Source organism: Sphingomonas oryzagri (genome assembly GCF_029906645.1).
In the GTDB taxonomy this organism is placed as follows: domain Bacteria; phylum Pseudomonadota; class Alphaproteobacteria; order Sphingomonadales; family Sphingomonadaceae; genus Solisphingomonas; species Solisphingomonas oryzagri.
The window spans coordinates 87747-109279 of sequence record NZ_JARYGZ010000001.1; the positions used below are offsets into that span (position 1 = coordinate 87747).

Consider the following 21533-nt stretch of genomic DNA (forward strand, 5'->3'; position numbering starts at 1 on the left):
GGCTCCCTTACTGTCCGCCCAGCGTGCCCTTGGTGGAGGGGATGGCATCCGCCTTGCGGGGATCGATCTCGATCGCGCCGCGCAGCGCGCGGGCGAGGCCCTTGAACGCAGCCTCGGCGATATGATGGTTGTTCGTGCCGTACAGCGTCTCGACGTGGAGCGTCAGCCCGCCGGTCTGCGCGAAGCTGTGGAACCAGTGCTCGAACATCTCGGTGTCCATCTCGCCCAGCCGCTTCTGGCTGAACTCGGTCTTCCACACGAGGTAGGGGCGGCCGGAAATGTCGATCGCGACGCGGGTCAGCGTCTCGTCCATCGGCGAGAGCGCGTCGGCGTAGCGGCGGATGCCCTTCTTGTCGCCGAGCGCCTTGGCCAGCGCCTCGCCGATCGCGAGGCCGGTATCCTCGACGGTGTGGTGCTGATCGATATGCAGATCGCCCTTCGCCTCGACCGTGAGGTCGATCAGCGAGTGGCGCGACAGCTGTTCGAGCATGTGATCGAGGAAGCCGATGCCGGTCGAAATCGAATAGGCGCCCGTCCCGTCGAGGTTCAGCTCGACAGCGATCTGCGTCTCGGTGGTTTCGCGGCGGACTTGCGCGCGACGCATGGCATTCCCCCTGGGTTCAGGCGCGGCCCTCATAGCGTGGCCGCGCCGCGACGCAACGATCTTGACCATGGCGGCGGGCGCGTTCAGGTACGTGCCCATGACCGACGGTGCCGTACCAGATAGCCTGATTCCCTATGACGAGATCGTGCAGGAGGCGCTGCGCGCCGTCGTCGGCCGCGTGCTGGGCGAGGTGGAGCGCGGCGGAGGCCTGCCGGGCGAGCACCATTTCTACATCACCTTCAAGACTCAGGCACCGGGCGTGGATATCCCCCAGCACCTGATCCAGCGCTTCCCCGACGAGATGACCATCGTCATCCAGAACCGATTCTGGGACCTGAAGGTGGAGCCGGACGCGTTCGAGGTGGGCCTGAGCTTCAACCAGGTGCCGGCCAAGCTGCACGTGCCGTTCGCGGCGGTGACGGGCTTCGTCGATCCGGCGGTGAATTTCGCGCTGCAGTTCCAGGCGCAGTCCGAGGATGGCGAGGCCGAGCCGGGCGAACCCGAGAACGACACGCCGGTCGCCACCAGCGAGGACGGCTCGAACGTCGTCTCGGTGGATTTCACCCGGAAGAAGTGAGCCGCCGCCTCGCGTCGATGCGCGAAGCGGCTCTCCTCAAAGCCCGATCAGTCGGTTTCCGGTGGCACGCGCACCGGGGACGGCGCCTTCGTTTTCTTCGCGGCTGGCTTTGGCTCGTCCGTACCGCGCTTGCGGGTGGCGAACAGCACCGCGGCGGCGATGGCGGCCGACCCGATCGTCGCGCCTGCGGCGATCGTCGCGATCTTGGTGGCTGAAAGGTCGGCCTTGGCGGCTTTGTCGGTCGTGGGCTTCTTGGCCATGATATCTCCTTCCCATCCGATCTAGGCGCATTGATCGACCGGACAACCTTCAATCGGTCGCCATCTTGAAACATTCCGGCCGGATGCCAGCTAGGTATCGACCCACAAGGAGCCCGACATGAGCGACACGCGCACCGAGACCGACAGCTTCGGACCGATCGAGGTGCCCGCATCGGCCTATTGGGGCGCGCAGACCGAGCGATCGCTCCATAACTTCCCGTTCGGATCGCAGGAGCGGATGCCGATCGGCATCGTCCATGCGCTCGCCATCGTGAAGCAGGCGGCGGCGCGGGTGAACCGGGCGCATGGCCTCGACGCGGAGATCGCCGATGCGATCGAGGCGGCGGCGGCGTCGGTCGCGGCGGGGGAGCATGACGACCAGTTCCCGCTGGTGATCTGGCAGACCGGATCCGGCACCCAGAGCAACATGAACGTCAACGAGGTGGTCGCCGGCATCGCCAACGAGGCGCTGACGGGCACGCGCGGCGGCAAGTCGCCGGTCCACCCCAACGACCACGTCAACAAAAGCCAGTCGTCCAACGACAGCTTCCCGACCGCGCTGCACATCGCGGCGGCGCTGGCGGTCACGAAGCGGCTGATCCCGGCGCTCGATTCGCTGTGTGGCGAGCTCACTTCGTGTCGCGATGCATGGGACGACATCGTGAAGATCGGCCGGACGCATTTGCAGGATGCGACTCCGCTGACTCTGGGGCAGGAGTTTTCCGGTTACGTCCAGCAACTGCGCAACAATTATCAGAGGCTGAGGGCGGTGCTCCCCCGCCTGCATCTTCTGGCGCAGGGCGGAACCGCCGTGGGGACAGGCCTGAACGCGCCCAAGGGTTTCGATGTAGCGATCGCTGCCGCCATTGCCGGGCTGACCGGCGAACCGTTCGAGACCGCACCCAACAAGTTCGAGGCGCTGGCCTCCAACGATACGTTGGTCGAGCTTTCGGGGGTGCTCAACACGCTGGCCGTGTCGCTTTCCAAGATCGCGAACGACATCCGCCTGCTCGGCTCCGGCCCGCGCTGCGGGTTGGGCGAACTCAAGCTGCCGGAGAACGAGCCGGGCAGCTCGATCATGCCGGGCAAGGTCAACCCGACCCAGTGCGAGATGGTGACGATGGTCGCCGCGCAGGTGATGGGCAATCATGTCGCGATCACGGTCGGCGGGTTGCAGGGACATATGGAGCTGAACGTCTTCAAGCCGCTGATCGGGGCTAACGTGTTGCGCTCGGTGGAATTGTTGGCGACGGCGATGGACAGCTTCCGCGAGCGCTGCGTCGAGGGGCTGGAGCCGGATCGCGCCCGGATTGCGGCCTTTCTCGATCGCTCGCTGATGCTGGTGACGGCGCTCGCGCCCGAGATCGGCTACGACAATGCGGCGAAGATTGCCAAGCATGCCCACCATGAGGGGCTGACGCTCAAGGAGGCCGGGCTGGAGCTTGGGCTGGTCGATGCCGAGACGTTCGACCGCGTGGTGAAGCCCAAGACGATGCTGGGGCGTTAGCCCTTGCTCAGCAGCCCGCCCAGGCCGCGCGCGACATTCTCGATCGTATAGGGCTTCTGCAGCACCGGCGCCTCGGCATGGGCATCCGGCAGCTTGGCCTGCTCGCCATAGCCGGTGGCGAAGAGGTAGGGCACGCCCATCGCCTTCAGCCGATCGGCGATGGGCAGGCTGGTTTCGCTGCCCAGGTTGATGTCCAGAATCGCCAGCGTCGGCTGGAGGTGGCGCAATTCGTCGAGCGCGATGGGTACGCTGGATGCTGTGGCCACGCTCTCGGCGCCGAGCCGCGTCAGAATATCCTCGGCGTCCATGGCGATGATCAGACTGTCCTCGACCAGCAGGACGGGACCGGAAATCAGAGGACCGGCGACAGGAGTGGCAGTAGCCTCGGGAGCCTCGGCGGCAACCGAAGCCACATTGACCCTGCGCACCGTGACATGGCGCTCTGGGATGGCGAAATGCGCCGAGAGGCCGAGCGGCAAATATTCGACATTGGCTTCGCCGCCGAGATCGTAGGGGATCGATCGGCGGATGATCGTGCTGCCGAAGCCCTGCCGCGTTGGCGCCTGCACCACCGGGCCGCCGCTTTCCTGCCAATCGAGCTGCAGCCAGCCCTGTCCGTCCACTACCCAGCGCACGTCGACATGGCCATTGTCAGACAGCGCGCCGTATTTGGCGCTGTTGGTCATCAGTTCGTGCAGGACCAGAGCGAGCGTCGAGAAGGCGGTGGGGGCGAGCAATACCTCCGGCCCCTCGGTCCGCACGCGCTCGGCCTTGCCGGCGAGATAGGCGGCGGCCTCCGTCTCGATCAGGCCACGCAGCGGCGCCGGCCCCCAATTGTCGCTCGTAATCTGATTGTGCGCGCGGGCGAGCGAATGGATGCGGCCGTCCAGTTCGGTGACGTAATCGTCGATCGACCCGGAGCCGCGGGTCTGGCGCACGAGGCCGCGGATCAGCGAGAGGATGTTGCGGACTCGGTGATTGAGTTCCGCGATCAGCAGTTCCTGCCGCTCGGCCGCCTGCTGGCGTTCGGCATGCGCCTCGTCGGACATGCGCAGCACGACCTCGATCAGCGTCGCGCGCAGCGATTCGGCGACCTGTCGTTCCAGATCGGTGAAGGGCTGCGAGCGGCCGCGCACCGTCTCGCTCCACGCCTCGAAGCTCCGGCGCGGAGACAGACGGTCGCCGTTGGGGCCGAATTCCTTGGGCAGATACGGATCGCCCGCCCAGCGCACGGTGCGGATGATCTCCTGCCGGAACAGCACGACATAATCGCGCGGGGATCGCGAGATGGGCAGCGCCAGCATCCCGGCCGCCTGATCGCCCCAACGATCGGCCTCCGGGAAGAAGCCGGCGATGTTGTCGGTGGCGAACACCTTGCCGGCGGTCGTGCGGTTCAGTTCGCGGGTGAGGCGCACGAAGCTGTCCTCATCGGGGGCAAGGCCGGCTATGGCGATGTGTCCGTTGATGACGACGCCGATGCCGTCCGCCGGGATCGCATCGCCCAGCGTCTCGGCGAGCCAGGCCGGATCGTCGCGCAACGAGGCATCACCCGCTAGCTGAACGAGCAGTCGTTCGGAAACGCCATGCGCGCGCTCGGCATAAGCGGCCGATTCGCGCCGTTCCAGCGCTTCCAGCTTCATCGCGAACATCTGGCCGAACAGCTCGGAAAGCGAACGACGCTCGAGGCCGGGGCAGCGCGGCGCATAATGGTGGCAGGCGAACAGGCCCCAGAGCTTGCCATCGATCACGATCGAGATGGAGAGCGAGGCGCCGACGCCCATGTTGCTGAGATATTCGATATGGATCGGCGACACCGCGCGCAGCACCGATAGCGAGAGATCGAGCGGCGCGCCGCGCTCGTTGAGCGTCGGCAGCACCGGCACCGGGGTCGATCCGACATCGGCGATGATGCGGAACAGGTTGCGCTGGTACAGCGCGCGCGCCTGCGCCGGGATGTCGGTGTGGGGGTAGTGAAGGTGGAGGAAGCTGCCGATGCCGCTGCGCGCCGCCTCGGCCACCACCTCGCCATTGCCGTCGGCGTCGAACTTGTAGACCATCACCCGGTCGAAACCGGTGAGCGCGCGCACCTGCCGCGCGCCTTCGCGCAGGAACGCCTCCATCGTGCGCGCCTGGTCGAGCCGCGCCATCATCGATCGGATCGTGCCGGCGCCGTCGCCCAGTTCAGGCTGGCACGGCTCAGCCTCGATGACGATGCCGCCGTCCGAGAGATGGAGCGCAACGTCGAACAGCGGCTCGACGCCCGCGATCCGCAGGCGGAACATTCGCTCCGTGGCATCGGCGCCGCGCAGCAGCGAGACGCGGTTGCGGATGGCATGGACCGCCTCCGCCCCGAAAATGTCGCTCAGCGGGCGGCCGAGCAGCGTCTCGGGAGTTTGCCCGATATATTCAGCGGTGTTGGCCGATGTGCGGGCGACCAGCCAGTCCGACGAGAGCGCGATCAGGAAACCGAAGGGCTGGATCAGTCCGGGGATATGGATCGGTTCGCGATCGCAGTTCGTCAGGTCGACCAGATCGCGGGCATCCGTCACTTAATCCATCGCTCCCCTGACCCGAAGGCCCGCTTGCTCGAAAAGACCGAACGTTGCGCGGGCACTTTCGGTTGCGTGCGTGATGTCTTGGGGAAGGGATAGCGCCTTGTCGAGTTTTTCGAGAAATTTCCGCCAGTTTCCGGGTGGTTGGACTGATCCAAGATAAGATTTTGGCAAATCGGCGGGTACCGAGCGGGCGAGCAGGGCGCCGCCGAGCCGCGAACCCTCGACGACATAGGCCGCGCCCCATTGCGCCGCGCGGCTGACCAGCGCGGGCGCGGCGAGCGGCGCCGGCACCGGCGCGCCGAGCGCCGAAAGGTCGGCGGCGATCGCCGCACCCCGCTTGCGCGCCGGCCAGTCATCGAGCGCGTCCGCGAATCCCGCCGCGTCGAGCGCGGCCTCGATCGCAGGCAGCGCCATCGCGTGCGCGGTCAGGAAGGCGCGATAGTCGGCGGCCTCGCTCAGCCGAAACCGGCCGAACAGCGCGTCCAGCCGCTCGTGATCGGTCGCGGTCGCCTGCCGCAGCGAGGCGCGGACGTCAGTTATGGCGCCCGAACACCCGGTCGAAAATCGTGTCGACATGCTTGTAATGATAGCCGAGATCGAACTTGTCCTCGATCTTCGCGGGCGTGAGCGCGGCAGTCACTTCCGCGTCGGCCTTGAGCAGTTCGAGCAGCGACAGCTCGCCGTCGGATTCCCATACTTTCATCGCGTTGCGCTGGACGAGGCGATAGGCGTCTTCGCGGCTGACGCCGGCCTGGGTCAGCGCGAGCAGCACGCGCTGCGAGTGGACAAGGCCACCCATCTTGTCGAGATTCTTCTGCATGCGGGCCGGGTAGACCAGCAGCTTGTCGATCACGCCGGTGAGGCGGGCGAGCGCGAAGTCGAGCGTGATCGTCGCGTCCGGGCCGATACCGCGCTCCACCGACGAGTGCGAGATGTCGCGCTCGTGCCACAGCGCGACATTCTCCATCGCGGGCGTCACCGCCGAGCGGACGAGGCGGGCGAGGCCGGTGAGATTCTCGGTGAGCACCGGGTTGCGCTTGTGCGGCATCGCCGACGAGCCCTTCTGGCCCGGCGAGAAATATTCCTCCGCCTCCAGCACCTCGGTGCGCTGGAGGTGGCGGACCTCGATGGCGAGACGCTCGATCGACGAGGCGACCACGCCCAGCACCGCGAAGAACATCGCGTGGCGATCGCGCGGGATCACCTGCGTCGAGACCGGCTCGGGCTGGAGGCCGAGCTTTTCGGCGACATACACCTCCACCTGCGGATCGATGTTGGCGAAGGTGCCGACCGCGCCGGAAATGGCGCAGGTCGCGATCTCCTCGCGCGCATCGACGAGGCGCTTGCGGCAGCGCGCGAACTCGGCATGCGCCTCGGCCAGCTTGAGGCCGAAGGTGACCGGCTCGGCATGGATGCCGTGGCTGCGGCCGATCGTGGGGGTCAGCTTGTGCTCGATCGCGCGGCGTTCCAGCACTTCGAGCAGCTTGTCCACGTCGGCGATCAGGATATCGGCGGCGCGCTTCAGCTGCACGGCGAGGCAGGTGTCCAGCACGTCGGAAGAGGTCATGCCCTGGTGCATGAAGCGCGCCTCGTCGCCGACCTGCTCGGCCACCCAGGTGAGGAAGGCGATCACGTCATGCTTGGTGACGGCCTCGATCGCGTCGATCGCGGCGACGTCGATCGCGGGCTTGGTCGCCCACCAGTCCCACAGCGCCTTGGCGGCCGATGCGGGCACGACACCCAGCTCGCCGAGCTTCTCGGTGGCGTGGGCCTCGATCTCGAACCAGATGGCGAAGCGGCTCTCGGGGGTCCAGATCGCCACCATGTCGGGGCGCGAGTAACGGGGGATCATATGGGGCCTCGGCAGATGCGCGGGAAAGTCGGCCGCGCGCCTAGCAGAGGAGTCCTCAAGCGGCAACAAAACGGCGCAAGTCCGGAACGATCCGGCGCCGGGTTCATGTGCGCGCAAGCCGGTGGCGCTATGGGCGCGCGCCAAGGAGCGAATCATCATGTCGATATTGCTGGGCGCGCTGTTGGCGACCGTTGCCCCCGTCGCGACACCCCCCGCCTCCGCGCCGAGGCCCGTGCAGGCCAGGGCGGTCGCGAAGCCGAGCCGCGATCAGGTGATGGCAGCGGTGCGCGCCGAATGGCCGAAATACGATGCGGGCAACAAGGGCCGGCTGACCCCGCTGGAGTTCAGCACCTGGGTGATGAAGTCGCACGGCGGCACCGTGGCGGCGCGTGCCCATGCCGGCGGGATCGCGCCGGTTTCGGCGATGAACGCGTCCGCCACGGCCTTCGCGCGGGCGGACGCCAACCATGACGGCGGCGTCACGCCGGACGAGATGGCGCGTTTCCTGACGACTCCTCCGGCGCCGACCGCGTTGAGCCGGGCGAAGGCGGCTGCGCCCAGGCGAACCGAAGCAGCTTCGGCCAAATAGCGCGAGGGGTCAGAATTCGGGGTAGAAGCTGCTGATGTCGAACCAGAGCTCCCGCTTCGCTCCGGTTTTCGGATCGCTGACTTCGAGCATGTCGTAGGGATGCTTGCCGATCACGAGGCTCTGCGAATCGATCTGCAGTCCGAGTGCTGCGGCAACATCGTGCTCGTCCCTGACACTGCTGGCCTTGAAGGCAGTTTCTCGCGATGCGCCGTCGCCATGCGCCAGGATATGCTGGATATGACCGCTAGGCGTGGCGTTTGCGCTTGTCCCGAGCATCGCAAGCGTCAGAATGATCGCCCAACGCATATGCTTCCCCTCTTTAGATCAGCCCCTGCGCGCGCAGGCTGACATGGCCTTTCGTGCCGATGATCACGTGATCGTGCACGGCGAGATCATGCAACCGGCCGGCCTCGATGATGCGCTGAGTAATCGCGATGTCCTGCTTGCTGGGCTGTGGATCGCCGCTCGGATGGTTGTGGACGAGGATGATCGCCGCCGATTTCAGTTCGAGCGCACGGGCGACCACTTCGCTGACATGGATCGCCGACTGGTCCTTCGTCCCCTCGGACACGATCTCGTCGCGAATCAGGATATTTTTCGTATTGAGATGGAGCACGCGCACCCGCTCGACGCCGATATGCGCCATGTCGGCCTGCAGATAGTCCAGCAGCGCCTGCCATCCCGACAGGATCGGCCGCTTTTCCGAATCGCGCTTGAGCATCCGGACGGTGCAGGACCCGACGATGCGGATCGCCGCGGCAGAGCTTTCGCCCATGCCCTTCACCCGCATCAGCGCCTCCGGCTTTGCGGCCATCAGCGGCCCCAACCCACCGAATTCGCGCAGCAGGGCCTTGGCGAGCGGCTTCGTATCCCGGCGCGGAATGGTGAGCGCCAGCAGATATTCGACGATCTCGTAATCCTGCAGCGAGTCGGGCGCGTCGAGCAGACGGGCGCGGAGGCGGGCGCGGTGTCCGGCGGCGTCGGGCGGTGGCTCGCTCATCGGGAATGAGTGCTACGGCAGGTGGAGCGCTTCGTGCAACTGGACCGTTCAGGGCTGGGCAAGCGGGGGGCGGCTTGCCTATGCAATGGTTCGGGTCCGGGTCGGGAGAGTGCGTGGAGGAGGACGAGGTCGCAGGCCCTGCGCGCATCCGCCGCCGGATCGGCGTCGCGGCGGCGCTGGCGGGCGGCGTGGCGCTGGCCGGGCTGCTGGCCGTGTGGGTCGAGCGCAAGCCGATCGTGGCGCATTTCGTCGATCGCACGCTGGCGGACGCGCATGTGCCGGCCTCCTACAAGCTGGCCGCGATCGGCCCTTTCGAGCAGCGGCTGGAGGATCTGCGCATCGGCGATCCGACGGCGCCGGATCTCGTCGCGAAGACCGTGACGCTGCAGGTCGCCTATGGCGTGCGCGGCCCCTATCTCCATGCGGTGAGCGCCGATGGCGTGCGCCTGAATGCGCGGCTGGTGAACGGACGGGTCTCGCTCGGCACGATCGATCGGTTGCTGCCCAAGACGTCCGGCAATCAGCCGGTCGCGCTGCCCGACGTCGACGTGCAGGTCGCCGACACCCGTATCGCGCTCGACACGCCGGCCGGGGCGATCGGTGCGGCGGTGGAGGGCAAGGGCAACCTCCAGAACGGTTTTCATGGCACGCTGACCGCCGAGGCGCCGCTGCTCGCTGCCGGCGGTTGCGCGGTGCGGAGCCCGTCGGCGCTCGTCGATCTCAAGATCGCGGCGAAACGGCCGACGCTCGCCGGGCCGGTGACACTCGCCGCGCTGGCCTGTCCGAAAATAGGGCTGGCGCTGGGGGCGGGCAAGGCGGTGATCGACGTGCGCCTCGCCACCTCGCTCGATCATGGCGAGGGCGGCGTCTCGCTTGCCGGCTTCGGCGGACGGGTGGGGACGGCGCGTTTCGATTCGGTGTCCGGACTGATCACCGCGACGGGCGGTGCGAAACAGCTCGATGGTGCGGCGGGGATCACCCTGATCAAGCCCGCGGCGACGGACGGGCAGGCGGCCAAGGCGCTGCTCGGTGGCCGTTTCCGCTATCTCCCCGGATCGGCGGGGCTGATCTTCAATGGCGACGCTGCTCTGCGCGACGCGGCGCTGGCGGCGGAGCGGCGCAAGGCGCTGCTGGGCGCCATGGCCGCGCTCGACGGATCGCCGGCCGAGCCGCTGGCGCGCAAGTTCGCCGCCGCCGCCGATCGCCTGCTCGCCGATACCAACCTCGCGGCGCATCTCTCGCTGATTGCGGGTGGGCCGGAGGGCACGGCGCTCACCGTGCGGACGATGGCGCTGGCCGGGCGGGACGGCGCCTCGCTCAAGATGCGCGACGAGGGTGCCGGCTTCGGCTGGTCCGCCAGCACGGGCAAGTGGCGTGCCGATGGCCATATCGTTGCGGGCGGCGGCGGGCTTCCGGGTCTCGATCTCCGGCTGCGGCAGGCCAAAGCGGGCGTGCCGATGGACGGCGTGCTGACGCTCGATCCCTATGCCGCCGGATCGGCACGGCTGGCGCTGACGCCGGTGCGCTTCGCCGTCGCGGGACAGGGCACGCGTTTCGATACGGTGCTGACCTTCGACGGGCCGTTACCGTCCGGGCAGGTGAGCGGCCTGACGCTGCCGGTCTCCGGGTATCTCGATTCGCGCGGCGGCTTCGCGATCGGGCAGGGGTGTATCCCCATCGCGTTCCGCTCGGCGAAGACCGGCGGGATGAGCCTCGACGCGACGAGGGCGCGGCTTTGCGGCATCGGCGGCGCGCCGATCGTGGCGAAGACGGCGGGCGGCTCGCTGCGCTACGGCGCGGTGGCCGCCAACCTCAGGCTCACCGGGCATTCGGGTGCCTCGCCCCTGATCGTCGCTGCCGACCGGACCGAGATTTCCGCCGCCGGCGTTTCGGCGCGCGCACTGGCGGTTCGGATCGGCAAGGACGATTCGCTCACACGCCTCGACGTCGCGACGCTCGATGGCCGGTATAAAGGCGGCGTTCTGAGCGGGCCGTTCGACGGCGCCTCGGCCCAGATCGGCCATGTGCCGTTGCTGCTCGACAAGATGGCAGGCGAATGGGAGTTCGCCGACGGCGCGCTGGTGCTCAACGGCAACCTCACCGTCTCGGATGCGATTGGGACGCCGCGGTTCGAGCCGCTGATCGCCCGCGACGCGACGCTCCGCTTCGGCGAGGGCCGGATCGACGCCGCGGCCAAGCTGCGCGAGCCGAAAAGCGACGCTGCAATCAGCGATGTCGATGTCCATCACGATCTGTCGGCGGGCACCGGCTATGCGACGCTTGACGTGCCGAACCTGACGTTCGCTCCCAAGGGGTTGCAGCCCGAAGCTCTCACGCCGCTGACACTGGGCGTGATCGCCAACGTCAACGGCACGATCCGGGGGCAGGGCCGGATCGACTGGGATGCGAAGGGTGTCACCAGCACCGGCGACTTCCACACCGACGGCACCGATTTCGCCGCCGCCTTCGGCCCGGTCAGCAAGGTGTCGGGCACGCTCCATTTCTCCGATCTTCTGGCGATGGCGACCCCGCCGCACCAGGAGGTGCACATTCAGGAGGTGAACCCCGGCATCGCCGTTTCCAACGGTGTCGCTCACGTCCAGCTGCTGCCCCAGCAGAAGGTGAAGGTGGAGGATGCGCACTGGCCGTTTGCGGGCGGGACGCTGGATCTGGAGCCGACCCTGCTCAGTTTCGAGCAATCCGCCCAGCGACACCTGACGTTCCGCATCAATGCGCTGGACGCGGCGCAATTCGTCCAGCAGCTCGATTTCCCCAACATCTCGGCGAGTGGCACCTTCGATGGCACGCTGCCGATGATCTTCGATCAGAGCGGCGGACGGATCGAGGGGGGCATCCTCAAGGCACGGCCCGGCGGCGGCGACATCGCCTATGTCGGCGAGCTGACCTCCGCTCAACTCGGTATGATGGGCAAGCTCGCCTTCGATGCGCTGAAAAAGATCCGCTATCAGAGCCTCGCCATCACGCTCGACGGGCGGCTCGACGGCGAGATCATCTCGGGCGTTAAGTTCGATGGGGTGCGACAGGCGACCGGCGACAAGTCGATGGTCGCGCGGATGATCGCCAACCTGCCATTCCGCTTCAACATTCAGATCCGAGCGCCCTTCCGGGGCCTGATGGGATCGGCGCGCGCGTTCGTCGATCCTTCCGTGCTGCTCCAGAACGGCGTGCCGATCGCGCCGCCGCCGGACGCGGTTCCAAATCAACCCGTGGCCATTCAGCCTGCCGAAAGCGAGCCTGTGCGATGAACGCTATCAGATTGACGATGAGCTGTTGGAGTGTCAGCCCTTCGGCTATGATGAGGATGGTCCTTCCGGTTTTGCTCGGCGCTGTGATGCTGGGCGGTTGCGTGTCGGTGAAGGCGCCGGACAAGCCGATCGAGATCAACTTGAACATCAACGTCAAGCAGGAGGTCGTGGTCAGCCTGAAGCAGGATGCCCAGGATCTCATCACCAACAACCCGGAGCTGTTCCCGAAATGACCCGCAGATCGAAGATTGCCCTTGCCCTGGCCGGCCTCGCGCTGGCGATGGGCGGCGCGACCGTGGCGCTGGCGCAGATGGACGGCGAGGTGGAGACGGCCATGGCCTCCGGCACGGTGGGCGAGCAGGCCGACGGCTATCTCGGCTTCGCCAAGGCGCCGGGCGGCACGCTCAAAGCCAAGGTGGATGCCATCAACATCAAGCGGCGCGAGGCCTATACCAAGGTCGCGCAGGCGAAGAACGTGCCCATCGAGGCATTCGCGGCCTCGATCGGCTGCCAGACACTCGGCGGACTGAAGACCGGCCGTGTCTATAGCGTGTCCAAGGGCGTGTGGGCGACCAAGGGCGCCGCGCCGATCCAGCTGCCGAGCCAGTGCGGCGCGTGATCTGACATAATCCTCTCCCACGCCGGGGGAGGATTCTTTGCGAGCGATAGCCGACCTTTCGGCCTATCCCGCCCTAAGTTGACTCGCGGATTACCCCCCCCTAAGGGGGGCGCGCCTAGGGGGTTCGCCCACGGCATGACCCACCGGCAGAGGAGGGTTCATGGCCAAGGAAGAGCCTCGGCAAGCTCCGGAAATCGGGGCTGGGGGAGTTGGATCGTCGCTCGATGAGCGGCTCAAGGCAGCCCGCAGCGCCGAAAATGCACGGACGAGCCGCGCGCCTGCTGCGCCCAAATCGGGCTACAAGCAGGGCAGTCGCGTGCTCTCCGAGTTGATCGGTGCGCTTGCAGGCGGGGGTGTGGTCGGCTGGTTGCTGGATCGGCTGCTGGGTACCTCGCCCTGGCTCCTGCTTGTGATGCTCGGCCTCGCGGTCGTCGTCGCTTTCAGGAATATCATTCGGATTTCGAACGAGCGCCCGGAGTGATTCGGGCGCTTCGAGCATAAGAGGGTCTCAAAGTTGGCGGCTGAAAGCGCAGGCGCGATCGATCCGATGAGCCAGTTCAAGGTGAACCCGCTTGCGGGCACCGACTGGACCTTGTTCGGGCACAATATCGCCTTCACCAACAGCGCCGCGTTCATGCTGGTGATCCTTGGCGTGCTGTGGGTGTTCATGCTGGGCGGTATGAAGCGCCAGCTGGTGCCCGGCCGCTGGCAGGCCGCGGTCGAGACGATGACCGATTTCGTCGCCAATATGATCGAGGCGAACATCGGGCCGAAGGGCAAGAAGTTCACGCCCTACGTCTTCTCGCTGTTCATGTTCATCCTGTGCGCGAACCTGATCGGCCTGTTCCCGCTGGCGGTGATCCCCGGCCTCCATGCCTTCACCGTGACGAGCCACATCACCGTCACCGGTGTGCTGGCGATCATGAGCTTCTCGATCGTGCTGATCGTCGGCTTCGCCAAGCACGGCTTCCACTTCTTCTCGCTCTTCATCCCGCACGGCACGCCGGCGATCCTGGTGCCGCTGATCTTCGTGATCGAGCTGGTTTCCTTCCTCGTCCGCCCCTTCTCGCTGGGCCTGCGACTGTTCGTCGCGATGACGGCCGGTCACATTCTGCTCGACGTCTTCGCGAGCTTCGTGATCGAGGGCCTCAATTCGGGTTCCGGCATCGGCGGCGTCGTCAGCGTGCTGAGCTTCGTGATGATCGTCGGCGTCTCGGCGCTGGAGATCCTGGTCGCCGCGATCCAGGCCTATGTGTTCGCGCTGCTGACCTCGCTCTATCTCAACGACGCGATCAACCTTCACTGAGTTCTCTTCGCAACTAACTCGTTCAACACAAGGAAAAGACAATGGATCTCGCTTCTGCCAAGGTCATCGGCGCCGGTCTCGCGGCGATCGGCGTGGGTCTCGCCGCTCTGGGCGTGGGCAACGTGTTCGGTTCGTTCCTGAGCTCGGCCGTGCGTAACCCGTCGGCCGCCGACAGCCAGCAGGGCCGCCTGTTCATCGGCTTCGCCGCCGCCGAGCTTCTGGGCCTGATCGCGTTCGTCGTCGCGATCCTCATCCTCTTCGTCGTCAAGGGCTGACGCCCTTTCGCGGGGCCGGCATCCGCTGGCCCCGGTTGACGGGCGGAGGAGACACATGCCTCAAATCGATCAGATCTCGACGATCTACGCCTCGCAGCTGCTGTGGCTGCTGCTGGTGTTCGCCATCATCTTCGTGGTGATCGGCAACTGGATGATGCCGAAGATCGAGGGCACCATCCACGCCCGCAACGACAAGATCCAGGGCGATCTCGACGCCGCCGAGAAGGCGCGCGACGAGTCGGCCTCGACGCAGGCCGCCTACACCGCCGAGATGGACACCGCGCATCGCGGCGCCCACGACGCGGTGCAGGCCGCCAAGGATGCCGCCGCGCGCGACACCGAGGCGAAGCTGAAGGCGGCGGGCGAGGCGGTGGCCGAGCGTGTCGCCCATGCCGAGGTCGCGCTGGCTGACGCACGTGGCCGCGCGCTGGCCGAGATCGAGAATGTCGCGGCCGACGCGGTGCGCGACATCGTCGAGCGCCTGTCCGGCGCGAAGGTGGCGGAGGGCGAGGCGCTCTCCGCCGTCCGCGCCTCGCTGGCCGCCTGAGGGAATTGACCATGAGCGCACCGTCTCCGGGCATGATGGCCCACACCGCGCAGGTCGAGGCCGAGCACGAGATCAACTTCCACGGCATCACCGCGCCGGCATTCGTCGCGCTGTCGATGGTCGTGGTGCTGCTGATCATCTGGTTCGCCGGCGGCTTCAAGGCGATGGGCAAGGGCCTCGACAACAAGATCGCCACGATCCGCAAGCAGCTCGATCAGGCGGCCGCCCTGCGCGCCGAGGCCGAGGCGCTGCGTGCGGAGGCGCAGGCCCAGGCCGCCGCCGCGCACAAGGATGCCGAGGCGATCCTGGCGGGCGCCAAGGCCGAGGCAGCGACTCTGGTGGCGCAGGCCAAGGTCGATGCCGACACGCTGGTCGAGCGTCGCGCCAAGATGGCCGAGGACAAGATCGCCGCTGCGGAACGCTCGGCGATCGCCGAGGTCCGCGCCAAGGCTGCTGCTGCGGCGGCAGGTGCGGCAGCGAAGCTGATCGCCGAAAAGCATGACGCGAGTTCGGACAAGGCGCTGATCGACCGGACCATCGCCGGCCTGAACTGAGCTTCGTCCTCTCCATCGCAGATGGGGAGGGGGACCATCCAAAGCATGGTGGAGGGGCCGTCGGCGATAGCCGGCGGTTCTTTTGCGTTGAGCGTTCCGCATTTCCCCTCCACCGCCTTCGGCGGTCCCCCTCCCCGAGCAAGCTCGGGGAGGATTCAGGATAGGAACGCCACCAGCGCGTCCGGGTGGATCGGCAGCTGCGCGAAGCCAGCCACCAGAAACAAGGCCCCCAGCGCCGCCGCGCCCCACGCGACACACAGCACCCACAGGCCTTCGACCAGCGCCGCGATCGCCGCCACCGCCAGCGCGATCGACAGGAAGCCGTCGGAAAGGTCGAACTGGTCGTCGCGGCGGCCCTGTATGTCGTAATCGTCCGACGCCGCCTTTGCCTGCGCCTTGAGATCCCGCGCCTCCGCCTTGTAGCGGGCGGCTTCCCGCACAGCAGCGGCGGCATCGGCGGGAGCGTTCAGTTTCCCGAGCAGTGCCGCCGCCGTCGCCTGATCGTGCGCCTTGATCTGGGTGGACTGATATTCGCCCCACAGATCGATCTTGCTCGCCTGATCGGCCTGCATCGTCTGGACGATATTGTCGTCCTTGATCTTGCCCACCGCCATTACGACGCTGAGCAGCACCACCGTGATGGCGACCATCCGGTTCAGCCGCCTGTCCTTGCCCTCCGGGGCTTCGATGGCTTCGTTCATGGTGCGCGATCTAGCGTGCGGGGCCGCGCGATCGTCGTGAATTCGCGGTCATCTTGCGGAGGTTTCGGCGTGCGATAGGATGATGCCATGGAACGCCGCACCTTCCTCGCCGGATCGGCCCTGCTGGGCCTGATGAGCACATCCGCCGCCGCCGCGAGCGCGCAGCCGCTCTACGGGCTGATCGGCAAGATGAAGGCGGTGTCCGGCCAGCGCGACGCGCTGATCGCGGCGATCCTCGAAGGCAGCGGGTCGATGCCCGGCTGCCTCAGCTACATCGTCGCGAAGGATGCCGACGACGTCGACGCGATCTGGATCACCGAGGTGTGGGACAGCGAGGCCAGCCACGACGCCTCGCTGCAGCTGCCGGCGGTGCAGGCCTCGATCACCAAGGCCAGGGATCTGGTCGCTTCGATGGAGACAGGCGTGGTGACGGCGCCGGTCGGCGGTGTCGGTTTGAAGGCCTGACAATCGCCGTGCAGGGGCCTACATCGCGACCGTGACCGACCCGACCAGCACCGATCGTTTCAACGAAGAGAAATCCGTCTACACCGTCCGTGGATCGGACCAGCCCGATCTCGAAACCGGCGTGGCAGCGATCCGCAACGTGCTGAAGACGCTGCCGATCCGCCCCGGCGTCTACCGGATGCAGGATGCCAAGGGCGACGTGCTCTACGTCGGCAAGGCGCGCGCGTTGCGCAATCGGGTGACCAACTACACGCAGGTCGCGCGCCTGCCCAAACGGCTGCAGCGGATGGTGGCGCAGACGCGCTCCATGACGATCGTCACCACCAACACCGAGGCCGAGGCGCTGCTGCTGGAAGCGCAGCTCATCAAGCGCTTCCGGCCACCCTACAACGTGCTGCTGCGCGACGATAAGAGCTTTCCCTTCATCCTGCTTCGCGAGGATCATGCTTTCCCGCGCGTGCAGAAGCATCGCGGCGCGCGTCGCGCGAAGGGGCAATATTACGGGCCGTTCGCAAGCGCCGGTTCCGTCACTCGCACACTGAACGCGCTGCAGAAGCTGTTTCTGCTAAGAAGCTGTACCGACAGTTTTTTCAACAATCGCGACCGGCCGTGCCTGCTCTATCAGATCAAGCGTTGCTCGGCGCCGTGCGTCGATCGGATCTCCGCCCCCGATTATGCCGAGCTGGTCGACGATGCGAAGTCGTTCCTCGCGGGCAAATCGACGCAGGTGCAGAAGAAGCTGGCCGACCAGATGTCCACCGCCGCCGAGGCGATGGATTTCGAGCTGGCCGCCGTGCTGCGCGATCGGCTGAAGGCGCTCACCTTCATCCAGGGTGCGCAGGCGATCAATGCGGAGGGCGTGTCCGACGCCGACGTCTGGGCGATCGCCACCAAGGGCGCGACCGCCTGCCTCCAGGCCTTCTTCATCCGTGGCGGCCAGAATTGGGGGCATCGCAGCTTCTTCCCCGCGCACACCGCCGACGTGCCGGAGGAGGAGGTGCTGCAGAGCTTCCTCGCCCAATTCTATGAGGAGGTGCCGCCCGCGCGCGTCGTGCTGATCGATCGCGATCTGGACGAGCAGGCGCTGCTCGCCGATGCGTTGTCCGAGCGGGCGGGGCGCAAGGTCGAGCTGAAACGCCCGCAGCGTGGCGAGCAGCGGCGCCTGCTCCAGCAAGCCACCCGCAACGCCGAGGAAGCGCTCGATCGCCACCTCGCTGAATCGACCACCCAGGGCAGGATCATGCGCGAGCTGACAGACCTGTTCGAGCTGGGCGAGATCCCGCAGCGGATCGAGATCTACGACAACAGCCACATCATGGGCACCGACATGGTCGGTGCGATGGTCGTCGCGGGGCCGGAGGGGATGCGCAAGGGCGCCTACCGCAAGTTCAACATCCGCAATCCGGAAACGAAGGCGGGTGACGATTTCGGCATGATGCGCGAGGTGCTGGAACGCCGCTTCGCCCGGCTGGAACGCGAGGATCCGGATCGCAAGTCCGGCGAATGGCCCGATCTGCTGCTGATCGACGGCGGCAAGGGGCAGGTTTCCGCCGTGTGCGAAACGCTGCAGGAGATGGGCGTCGAGGATGTGCCGGTGGTCGGTATCTCCAAGGGGCCGGACCGCAATGCCGGGCGCGAGCATTTCCACCTGCCGGATGGCCGCGAATCGATGCTGCCGCTCAATTCGCCTCTGCTCTTCTATCTCCAGCGGCTGCGCGACGAGGCGCACCGCTTCGCGATCGGCACCCATCGGGCGAAGCGCGCCAAGAGCTTCGTCGCCAATCCGCTCGACGACGTTCCCGGCATTGGTCCGACGCGCAAGAAGGCGCTGCTGATGCATTTCGGATCGGCCAAGGCGGTGAAGGGCGCCGCTCTGCCGGATCTGGAGCGGGCGCCGGGCATCTCCAAGGCGATGGCGCAGGCGATCCACGATCATTTCCACCCGCGCGGCTGATTGCCTCCGGTTCGGAGACGAAACGTCTGATCTTTACGGAAAAGTTGGGTCTTGCCGATAGGCCGGTGGCATGGCGACCGGCATCCTCCTCAGCATCGATACCGAGCTGACCTGGCGCGCGCACGAAGGCGGCGCGAGCTGGCTGGAGAATTATGCCCGCTCGATCGAGCCGGGCGGCGCCGGCATCTCCTACCAGCTTTCGATGCTGGCGCAGCACGGGCTGAAGGCCTGCTTCTTCGTCGATCCGCTGCCGGCCCTGCTGTTCGGCATCGATCCGATTCGGCAGATGGTCGGCACGATCCTGGAAGCGGGGCAGGAGGTGCAGCTTCACCTTCACCCGATGTGGACGCAGGCCGATCGCCGCACGCCGCGCGCCGATCCCGTACGTTTCGAGCTGACCCAATTTTCCGAGGACGAGCAGTTCGACCTGATCCTCAAGGGGCGCGAGCTGCTGCGTCAGGCGGGCGCGCCCGATCCGGTGGCGTTCCGCGCAGGCAGCTTCGCCGCCAATGCCGACACGCTGCGCGCGATCCAGCGCGCCGGCTTCCGCATCGACAGCAGCCATAATGGCAGCCTGATGCCCTGGCCCTGCGAGACGGGACTGTCCAATCGCGCGGTCGCGCCGCTCGGCGTCGGCAAGCTGATCGAGCTGCCGGTCGGGTTGCTGGAAGAGGGGGGCGGTCGCACCCGACACCTCCAGATCGGCGCTGTCTCGCTCGCCGAGATGAAGGCGGCGCTTGTCCATGCCGAGAGCGAGGGGTCGCCGGTCGTCACGCTCGTCGGCCACAGTTTCGAGCTGGCGACGCGCGATGGCGAGCGGGCCAACGATATGGTGCGATATCGCTTCGATGGCCTCTGCGCGTGGCTGGCCGAGCAGCGCGGGCGTTTCCCCACCTGCCATGCGCGTGAACTGCGCCACCTCGCGCTGGACGTGCCGGCGACGCCGTGCCCGGCCTCGCAGGTCACCCGCTTCGGCCGGATGGCGATGCAGGGGCTGGCGAACCTGCGGTACGAGCGCCGCCTCTAGCCCTCGACAGGGCGCCCCCGCGCCGCCACATCGGGGCGATGCTGATCCGTGCCACCGCGATCGTCTGCGCCGTTCGTGCCCATGGCGAGCATGGCGCGATCGCGCGCCTGCTGACGCCGGAGGACGGGTTGCTGCCGGGCTATGTGCGGGGTGGGCACTCGCGCGCGATGCGGCCGGTGCTGCTGCCCGGCAATCTGGTATCCGCCGAATTCCGCGCCCGCTCCGAGGAGCAGTTGGCCGGGCTGACGGTGGAACTGGCGCACAGCCGCGCGGGCCTCTTCGCAGAGCCGCTGCCCGCCGCAGCGATCGAGTGGGTGACTGCGCTGACCGCCGTGACGCTGCCCGAAGGATTGCCCTATCCGCGCCTCCACGGTGCGCTCGACGGTGTGCTGGCGGCGATCGAGGCGGCACCGTCGGCGCGGGGCTGGGCGGGGGCGCTGGTGCGCTACGAATTGCTGTTGCTCTCGGAGCTCGGTTTCGGCCTAGATCTCGCCTCCTGCGCGGCGAGCGGGGCGACCGAGGATCTCGCCTGGGTCAGCCCGAAGAGCGGGCAGGCTGTCTCGCGGGAGGCGGGCGCACCCTATGCCGGCAGGCTGTTGCCGCTGCCGCCTTTCCTGCTCGAAGGCGGCGAGGCGGAGTGGGGCGAGATCCGCCAGGCTCTGCGGCTGACCGGCTTCTTCCTCGATCGCGACCTGCTCGCCGGCCCGCGTGCTTCCGTGCTCGACGCGCGCGAGCGGCTGACGGCGCGCATCGCGCGGCTTGCCGGGGGCTGAGCCGGCTGGCATGGGGCGCGGCAATTCCATTCCCACGGAGGATATTGCCCATGCTCATCGCGCTGTTTCCCGGAGACGGGATCGGACCCGAGGTCGTCACGCAGGCCCGGCGCGTGCTCGATGTGGTGTGCGGCGATGCACTGTCCTACGAGGAAGCGCCGGTCGGTGGCGCCGCCTACAAGGCGGAAGGTCATCCATTGCCGCCCGCCACGCTGGATCTGGCGAAGCGCGCCGACGCGATCCTGTTCGGCGCGGTCGGCGATCCGGATTGCGACGCGTTGGAGCGTCATCTGCGGCCGGAGCAGGCGATCCTGGGGCTACGCAAGGAACTGACCCTGTTCGCCAACCTGCGTCCGGCCAAGCTCTTTCCCGAGCTGGCGGACGCCTCCGCGCTGCGGCCCGAGGTGGCGAAGGCGATCGATCTGGTGATCGTCCGCGAAACCAACGGCGACGTCTATTTCGGCGAGAAGGGGATGCGCACCACGCCGGGCGGCCGCCGCCAGGGCTACGATGTCATGTCCTACGACGAGGACGAGGTGGCGCGCATCGCCCGCGTCGGCTTCGAGACGGCGAAGGCGCGGCGGGGCAAGCTCTGTTCGGTCGACAAGGCCAACGTGCTGGAAACCTCCCAGCTGTGGCGCGACGTGGTGATCGAGATGTCGGCCGAGTATCCGGAGATCGAACTCAGCCACATGTATGTCGACAATGCCGCGATGCAGCTTGTGCGCAATCCGGGGCAGTTCGACGTGATCGTCACCGGCAACCTGTTCGGCGACATCCTGTCCGATCAGGCGAGCATGTGCGCGGGATCGATCGGGATGCTGCCGTCGGCGACGCTCGATGCGGAGCAGAAGGGGCTGTACGAGCCGATCCACGGCTCGGCGCCGGATATCGCCGGGCAGGGCAAGGCCAATCCGCTGGCGACGATCCTGTCCGCCGCGATGATGCTGCGCTATTCGCTCGGCAAGGCGGCCGAGGCGGACCGGATCGAAGCGGCGGTGGCCAAGGCACTGGCGGCCGGGCATCGCACCGCCGATCTGGGCGGCTCGGTAGCGACCGCGCAGATGGGGGATGCGGTACTGGCGGCGCTCTAAATCCTCCC

General features: G+C 67.2%; 24 protein-coding genes. 16 read left to right on the forward strand and 8 right to left on the reverse strand.

Annotated features, from left to right (window positions below):
* Window positions 1–7: 7 nt before the first annotated feature.
* The gene (gene hisB, locus QGN17_RS00465) at window positions 8–604 is read right to left on the reverse strand and encodes an imidazoleglycerol-phosphate dehydratase HisB (RefSeq protein ID WP_281042552.1); all 597 of its coding nucleotides are present in this window, start codon (window positions 602–604) and stop codon (window positions 8–10) included.
* 97 nt (window positions 605–701) lie between these two features.
* Here hisB and QGN17_RS00470 point away from each other — a divergent pair, with 97 nt between their 5' ends.
* On the forward strand, window positions 702–1181 hold the full coding sequence (locus QGN17_RS00470; RefSeq protein WP_281042553.1) for an SspB family protein: 480 nt from the start codon (window positions 702–704) through the stop codon (window positions 1179–1181).
* A gap of 47 nt (window positions 1182–1228) precedes the next feature.
* On the opposite strand, the gene QGN17_RS00475 is transcribed toward QGN17_RS00470, so the two are convergent.
* Window positions 1229–1441 carry a hypothetical protein gene (locus tag QGN17_RS00475; protein ID WP_281042554.1) on the reverse strand — a complete coding sequence of 71 codons (213 nt, stop codon included), beginning with the start codon at window positions 1439–1441 and terminating at the stop codon, window positions 1229–1231.
* Between the two features lie 118 nt (window positions 1442–1559).
* Here QGN17_RS00475 and fumC point away from each other — a divergent pair, with 118 nt between their 5' ends.
* Window positions 1560–2948: a class II fumarate hydratase gene (gene fumC / locus QGN17_RS00480; RefSeq protein ID WP_281042555.1), complete on the forward strand. Its 1389-nt coding sequence runs from the start codon at window positions 1560–1562 to the stop codon at window positions 2946–2948.
* Here the strand turns inward: fumC and QGN17_RS00485 are convergent.
* From QGN17_RS00485 to purB, 3 genes are read right to left on the reverse strand one after another with little or no spacing between them, the layout of a single operon-like run.
* Window positions 2945–5497 (reverse strand): HWE histidine kinase domain-containing protein, encoded by a 2553-nt coding sequence (locus QGN17_RS00485; RefSeq protein ID WP_281042556.1) that lies wholly within the window; start codon window positions 5495–5497, stop codon window positions 2945–2947. The genes fumC and QGN17_RS00485 overlap by 4 nt on opposite strands.
* A complete protein-coding gene (locus QGN17_RS00490; protein ID WP_281042557.1) occupies window positions 5498–6079 on the reverse strand; it encodes a biliverdin-producing heme oxygenase in 582 nt (193 codons plus the stop codon).
* Window positions 6036–7355 carry an adenylosuccinate lyase gene (gene purB, locus QGN17_RS00495; RefSeq protein ID WP_281042558.1) on the reverse strand — a complete coding sequence of 440 codons (1320 nt, stop codon included), beginning with the start codon at window positions 7353–7355 and terminating at the stop codon, window positions 6036–6038. The genes QGN17_RS00490 and purB overlap by 44 nt, the downstream gene beginning before the upstream one ends.
* Window positions 7356–7512: 157 nt before the next feature.
* Here purB and QGN17_RS00500 point away from each other — a divergent pair, with 157 nt between their 5' ends.
* Entirely contained in the window at window positions 7513–7944 is a 432-nt protein-coding gene (locus QGN17_RS00500; RefSeq protein WP_281042559.1) for a hypothetical protein, read from the forward strand.
* Window positions 7945–7953: 9 nt separating this feature from the next.
* Here the strand turns inward: QGN17_RS00500 and QGN17_RS00505 are convergent, their stop codons facing one another.
* Together QGN17_RS00505 and radC are read right to left on the reverse strand one after the other, a co-directional pair.
* Window positions 7954–8250, reverse strand: a complete 297-nt coding sequence (locus QGN17_RS00505) for a DUF4919 domain-containing protein (RefSeq protein WP_281042561.1) — start codon at window positions 8248–8250, stop codon at window positions 7954–7956.
* Between the two features lie 13 nt (window positions 8251–8263).
* On the reverse strand, window positions 8264–8944 hold the full coding sequence (gene radC, locus QGN17_RS00510; protein WP_281042562.1) for a RadC family protein: 681 nt from the start codon (window positions 8942–8944) through the stop codon (window positions 8264–8266).
* Between the two features lie 113 nt (window positions 8945–9057).
* Between radC and QGN17_RS00515 the strand changes: the two genes are divergently transcribed.
* The 8 genes from QGN17_RS00515 to QGN17_RS00550 all read left to right on the forward strand — a co-directional run bounded on the left by QGN17_RS00515 (window position 9058) and on the right by QGN17_RS00550 (window position 15511).
* Window positions 9058–12210, forward strand: a complete 3153-nt coding sequence (locus tag QGN17_RS00515; protein ID WP_281042563.1) for a YdbH domain-containing protein — start codon at window positions 9058–9060, stop codon at window positions 12208–12210.
* A 50-nt stretch (window positions 12211–12260) separates the two neighbouring features.
* The gene (locus QGN17_RS00520) at window positions 12261–12443 is read left to right on the forward strand and encodes a YnbE family lipoprotein (protein ID WP_390902669.1); all 183 of its coding nucleotides are present in this window, start codon (window positions 12261–12263) and stop codon (window positions 12441–12443) included.
* Complete coding sequence (locus tag QGN17_RS00525; protein WP_281042565.1) at window positions 12440–12829, forward strand: YdbL family protein; 390 nt, start codon at window positions 12440–12442, stop codon at window positions 12827–12829. The genes QGN17_RS00520 and QGN17_RS00525 overlap by 4 nt, the downstream gene beginning before the upstream one ends.
* 160 nt (window positions 12830–12989) lie before the next feature.
* Window positions 12990–13310 carry an AtpZ/AtpI family protein gene (locus QGN17_RS00530; RefSeq protein WP_281042566.1) on the forward strand — a complete coding sequence of 107 codons (321 nt, stop codon included), beginning with the start codon at window positions 12990–12992 and terminating at the stop codon, window positions 13308–13310.
* Window positions 13311–13343: 33 nt separating this feature from the next.
* The gene (locus tag QGN17_RS00535) at window positions 13344–14135 is read left to right on the forward strand and encodes a F0F1 ATP synthase subunit A (RefSeq protein ID WP_281042567.1); all 792 of its coding nucleotides are present in this window, start codon (window positions 13344–13346) and stop codon (window positions 14133–14135) included.
* 41 nt (window positions 14136–14176) lie between these two features.
* Entirely contained in the window at window positions 14177–14410 is a 234-nt protein-coding gene (locus QGN17_RS00540) for a F0F1 ATP synthase subunit C (protein WP_160363919.1), read from the forward strand.
* Between the two features lie 55 nt (window positions 14411–14465).
* Window positions 14466–14957 carry a F0F1 ATP synthase subunit B family protein gene (locus QGN17_RS00545; protein ID WP_281042568.1) on the forward strand — a complete coding sequence of 164 codons (492 nt, stop codon included), beginning with the start codon at window positions 14466–14468 and terminating at the stop codon, window positions 14955–14957.
* An 11-nt stretch (window positions 14958–14968) separates the two neighbouring features.
* Window positions 14969–15511, forward strand: a complete 543-nt coding sequence (locus tag QGN17_RS00550) for a F0F1 ATP synthase subunit B family protein (protein ID WP_390902626.1) — start codon at window positions 14969–14971, stop codon at window positions 15509–15511.
* 155 nt (window positions 15512–15666) lie between these two features.
* On the opposite strand, the gene QGN17_RS00555 is transcribed toward QGN17_RS00550, so the two are convergent.
* Window positions 15667–16212, reverse strand: a complete 546-nt coding sequence (locus QGN17_RS00555) for a DUF4337 family protein (protein WP_281042569.1) — start codon at window positions 16210–16212, stop codon at window positions 15667–15669.
* Window positions 16213–16299: 87 nt separating this feature from the next.
* Between QGN17_RS00555 and QGN17_RS00560 the strand changes: the two genes are divergently transcribed.
* The 5 genes from QGN17_RS00560 to leuB all read left to right on the forward strand — a co-directional run bounded on the left by QGN17_RS00560 (window position 16300) and on the right by leuB (window position 21525).
* Window positions 16300–16677 (forward strand): putative quinol monooxygenase, encoded by a 378-nt coding sequence (locus tag QGN17_RS00560; protein WP_281042570.1) that lies wholly within the window; start codon window positions 16300–16302, stop codon window positions 16675–16677.
* A 31-nt stretch (window positions 16678–16708) separates the two neighbouring features.
* The gene (gene uvrC, locus QGN17_RS00565; RefSeq protein WP_281042571.1) at window positions 16709–18631 is read left to right on the forward strand and encodes an excinuclease ABC subunit UvrC; all 1923 of its coding nucleotides are present in this window, start codon (window positions 16709–16711) and stop codon (window positions 18629–18631) included.
* A gap of 70 nt (window positions 18632–18701) precedes the next feature.
* Window positions 18702–19658, forward strand: a complete 957-nt coding sequence (locus tag QGN17_RS00570; RefSeq protein WP_281042572.1) for a polysaccharide deacetylase — start codon at window positions 18702–18704, stop codon at window positions 19656–19658.
* A 38-nt stretch (window positions 19659–19696) separates the two neighbouring features.
* Window positions 19697–20431: a DNA repair protein RecO gene (gene recO, locus QGN17_RS00575; RefSeq protein WP_281042573.1), complete on the forward strand. Its 735-nt coding sequence runs from the start codon at window positions 19697–19699 to the stop codon at window positions 20429–20431.
* A gap of 50 nt (window positions 20432–20481) precedes the next feature.
* Complete coding sequence (gene leuB, locus QGN17_RS00580) at window positions 20482–21525, forward strand: 3-isopropylmalate dehydrogenase (protein ID WP_281042574.1); 1044 nt, start codon at window positions 20482–20484, stop codon at window positions 21523–21525.
* The last annotated feature ends 8 nt before the right edge of the window (window positions 21526–21533 follow it).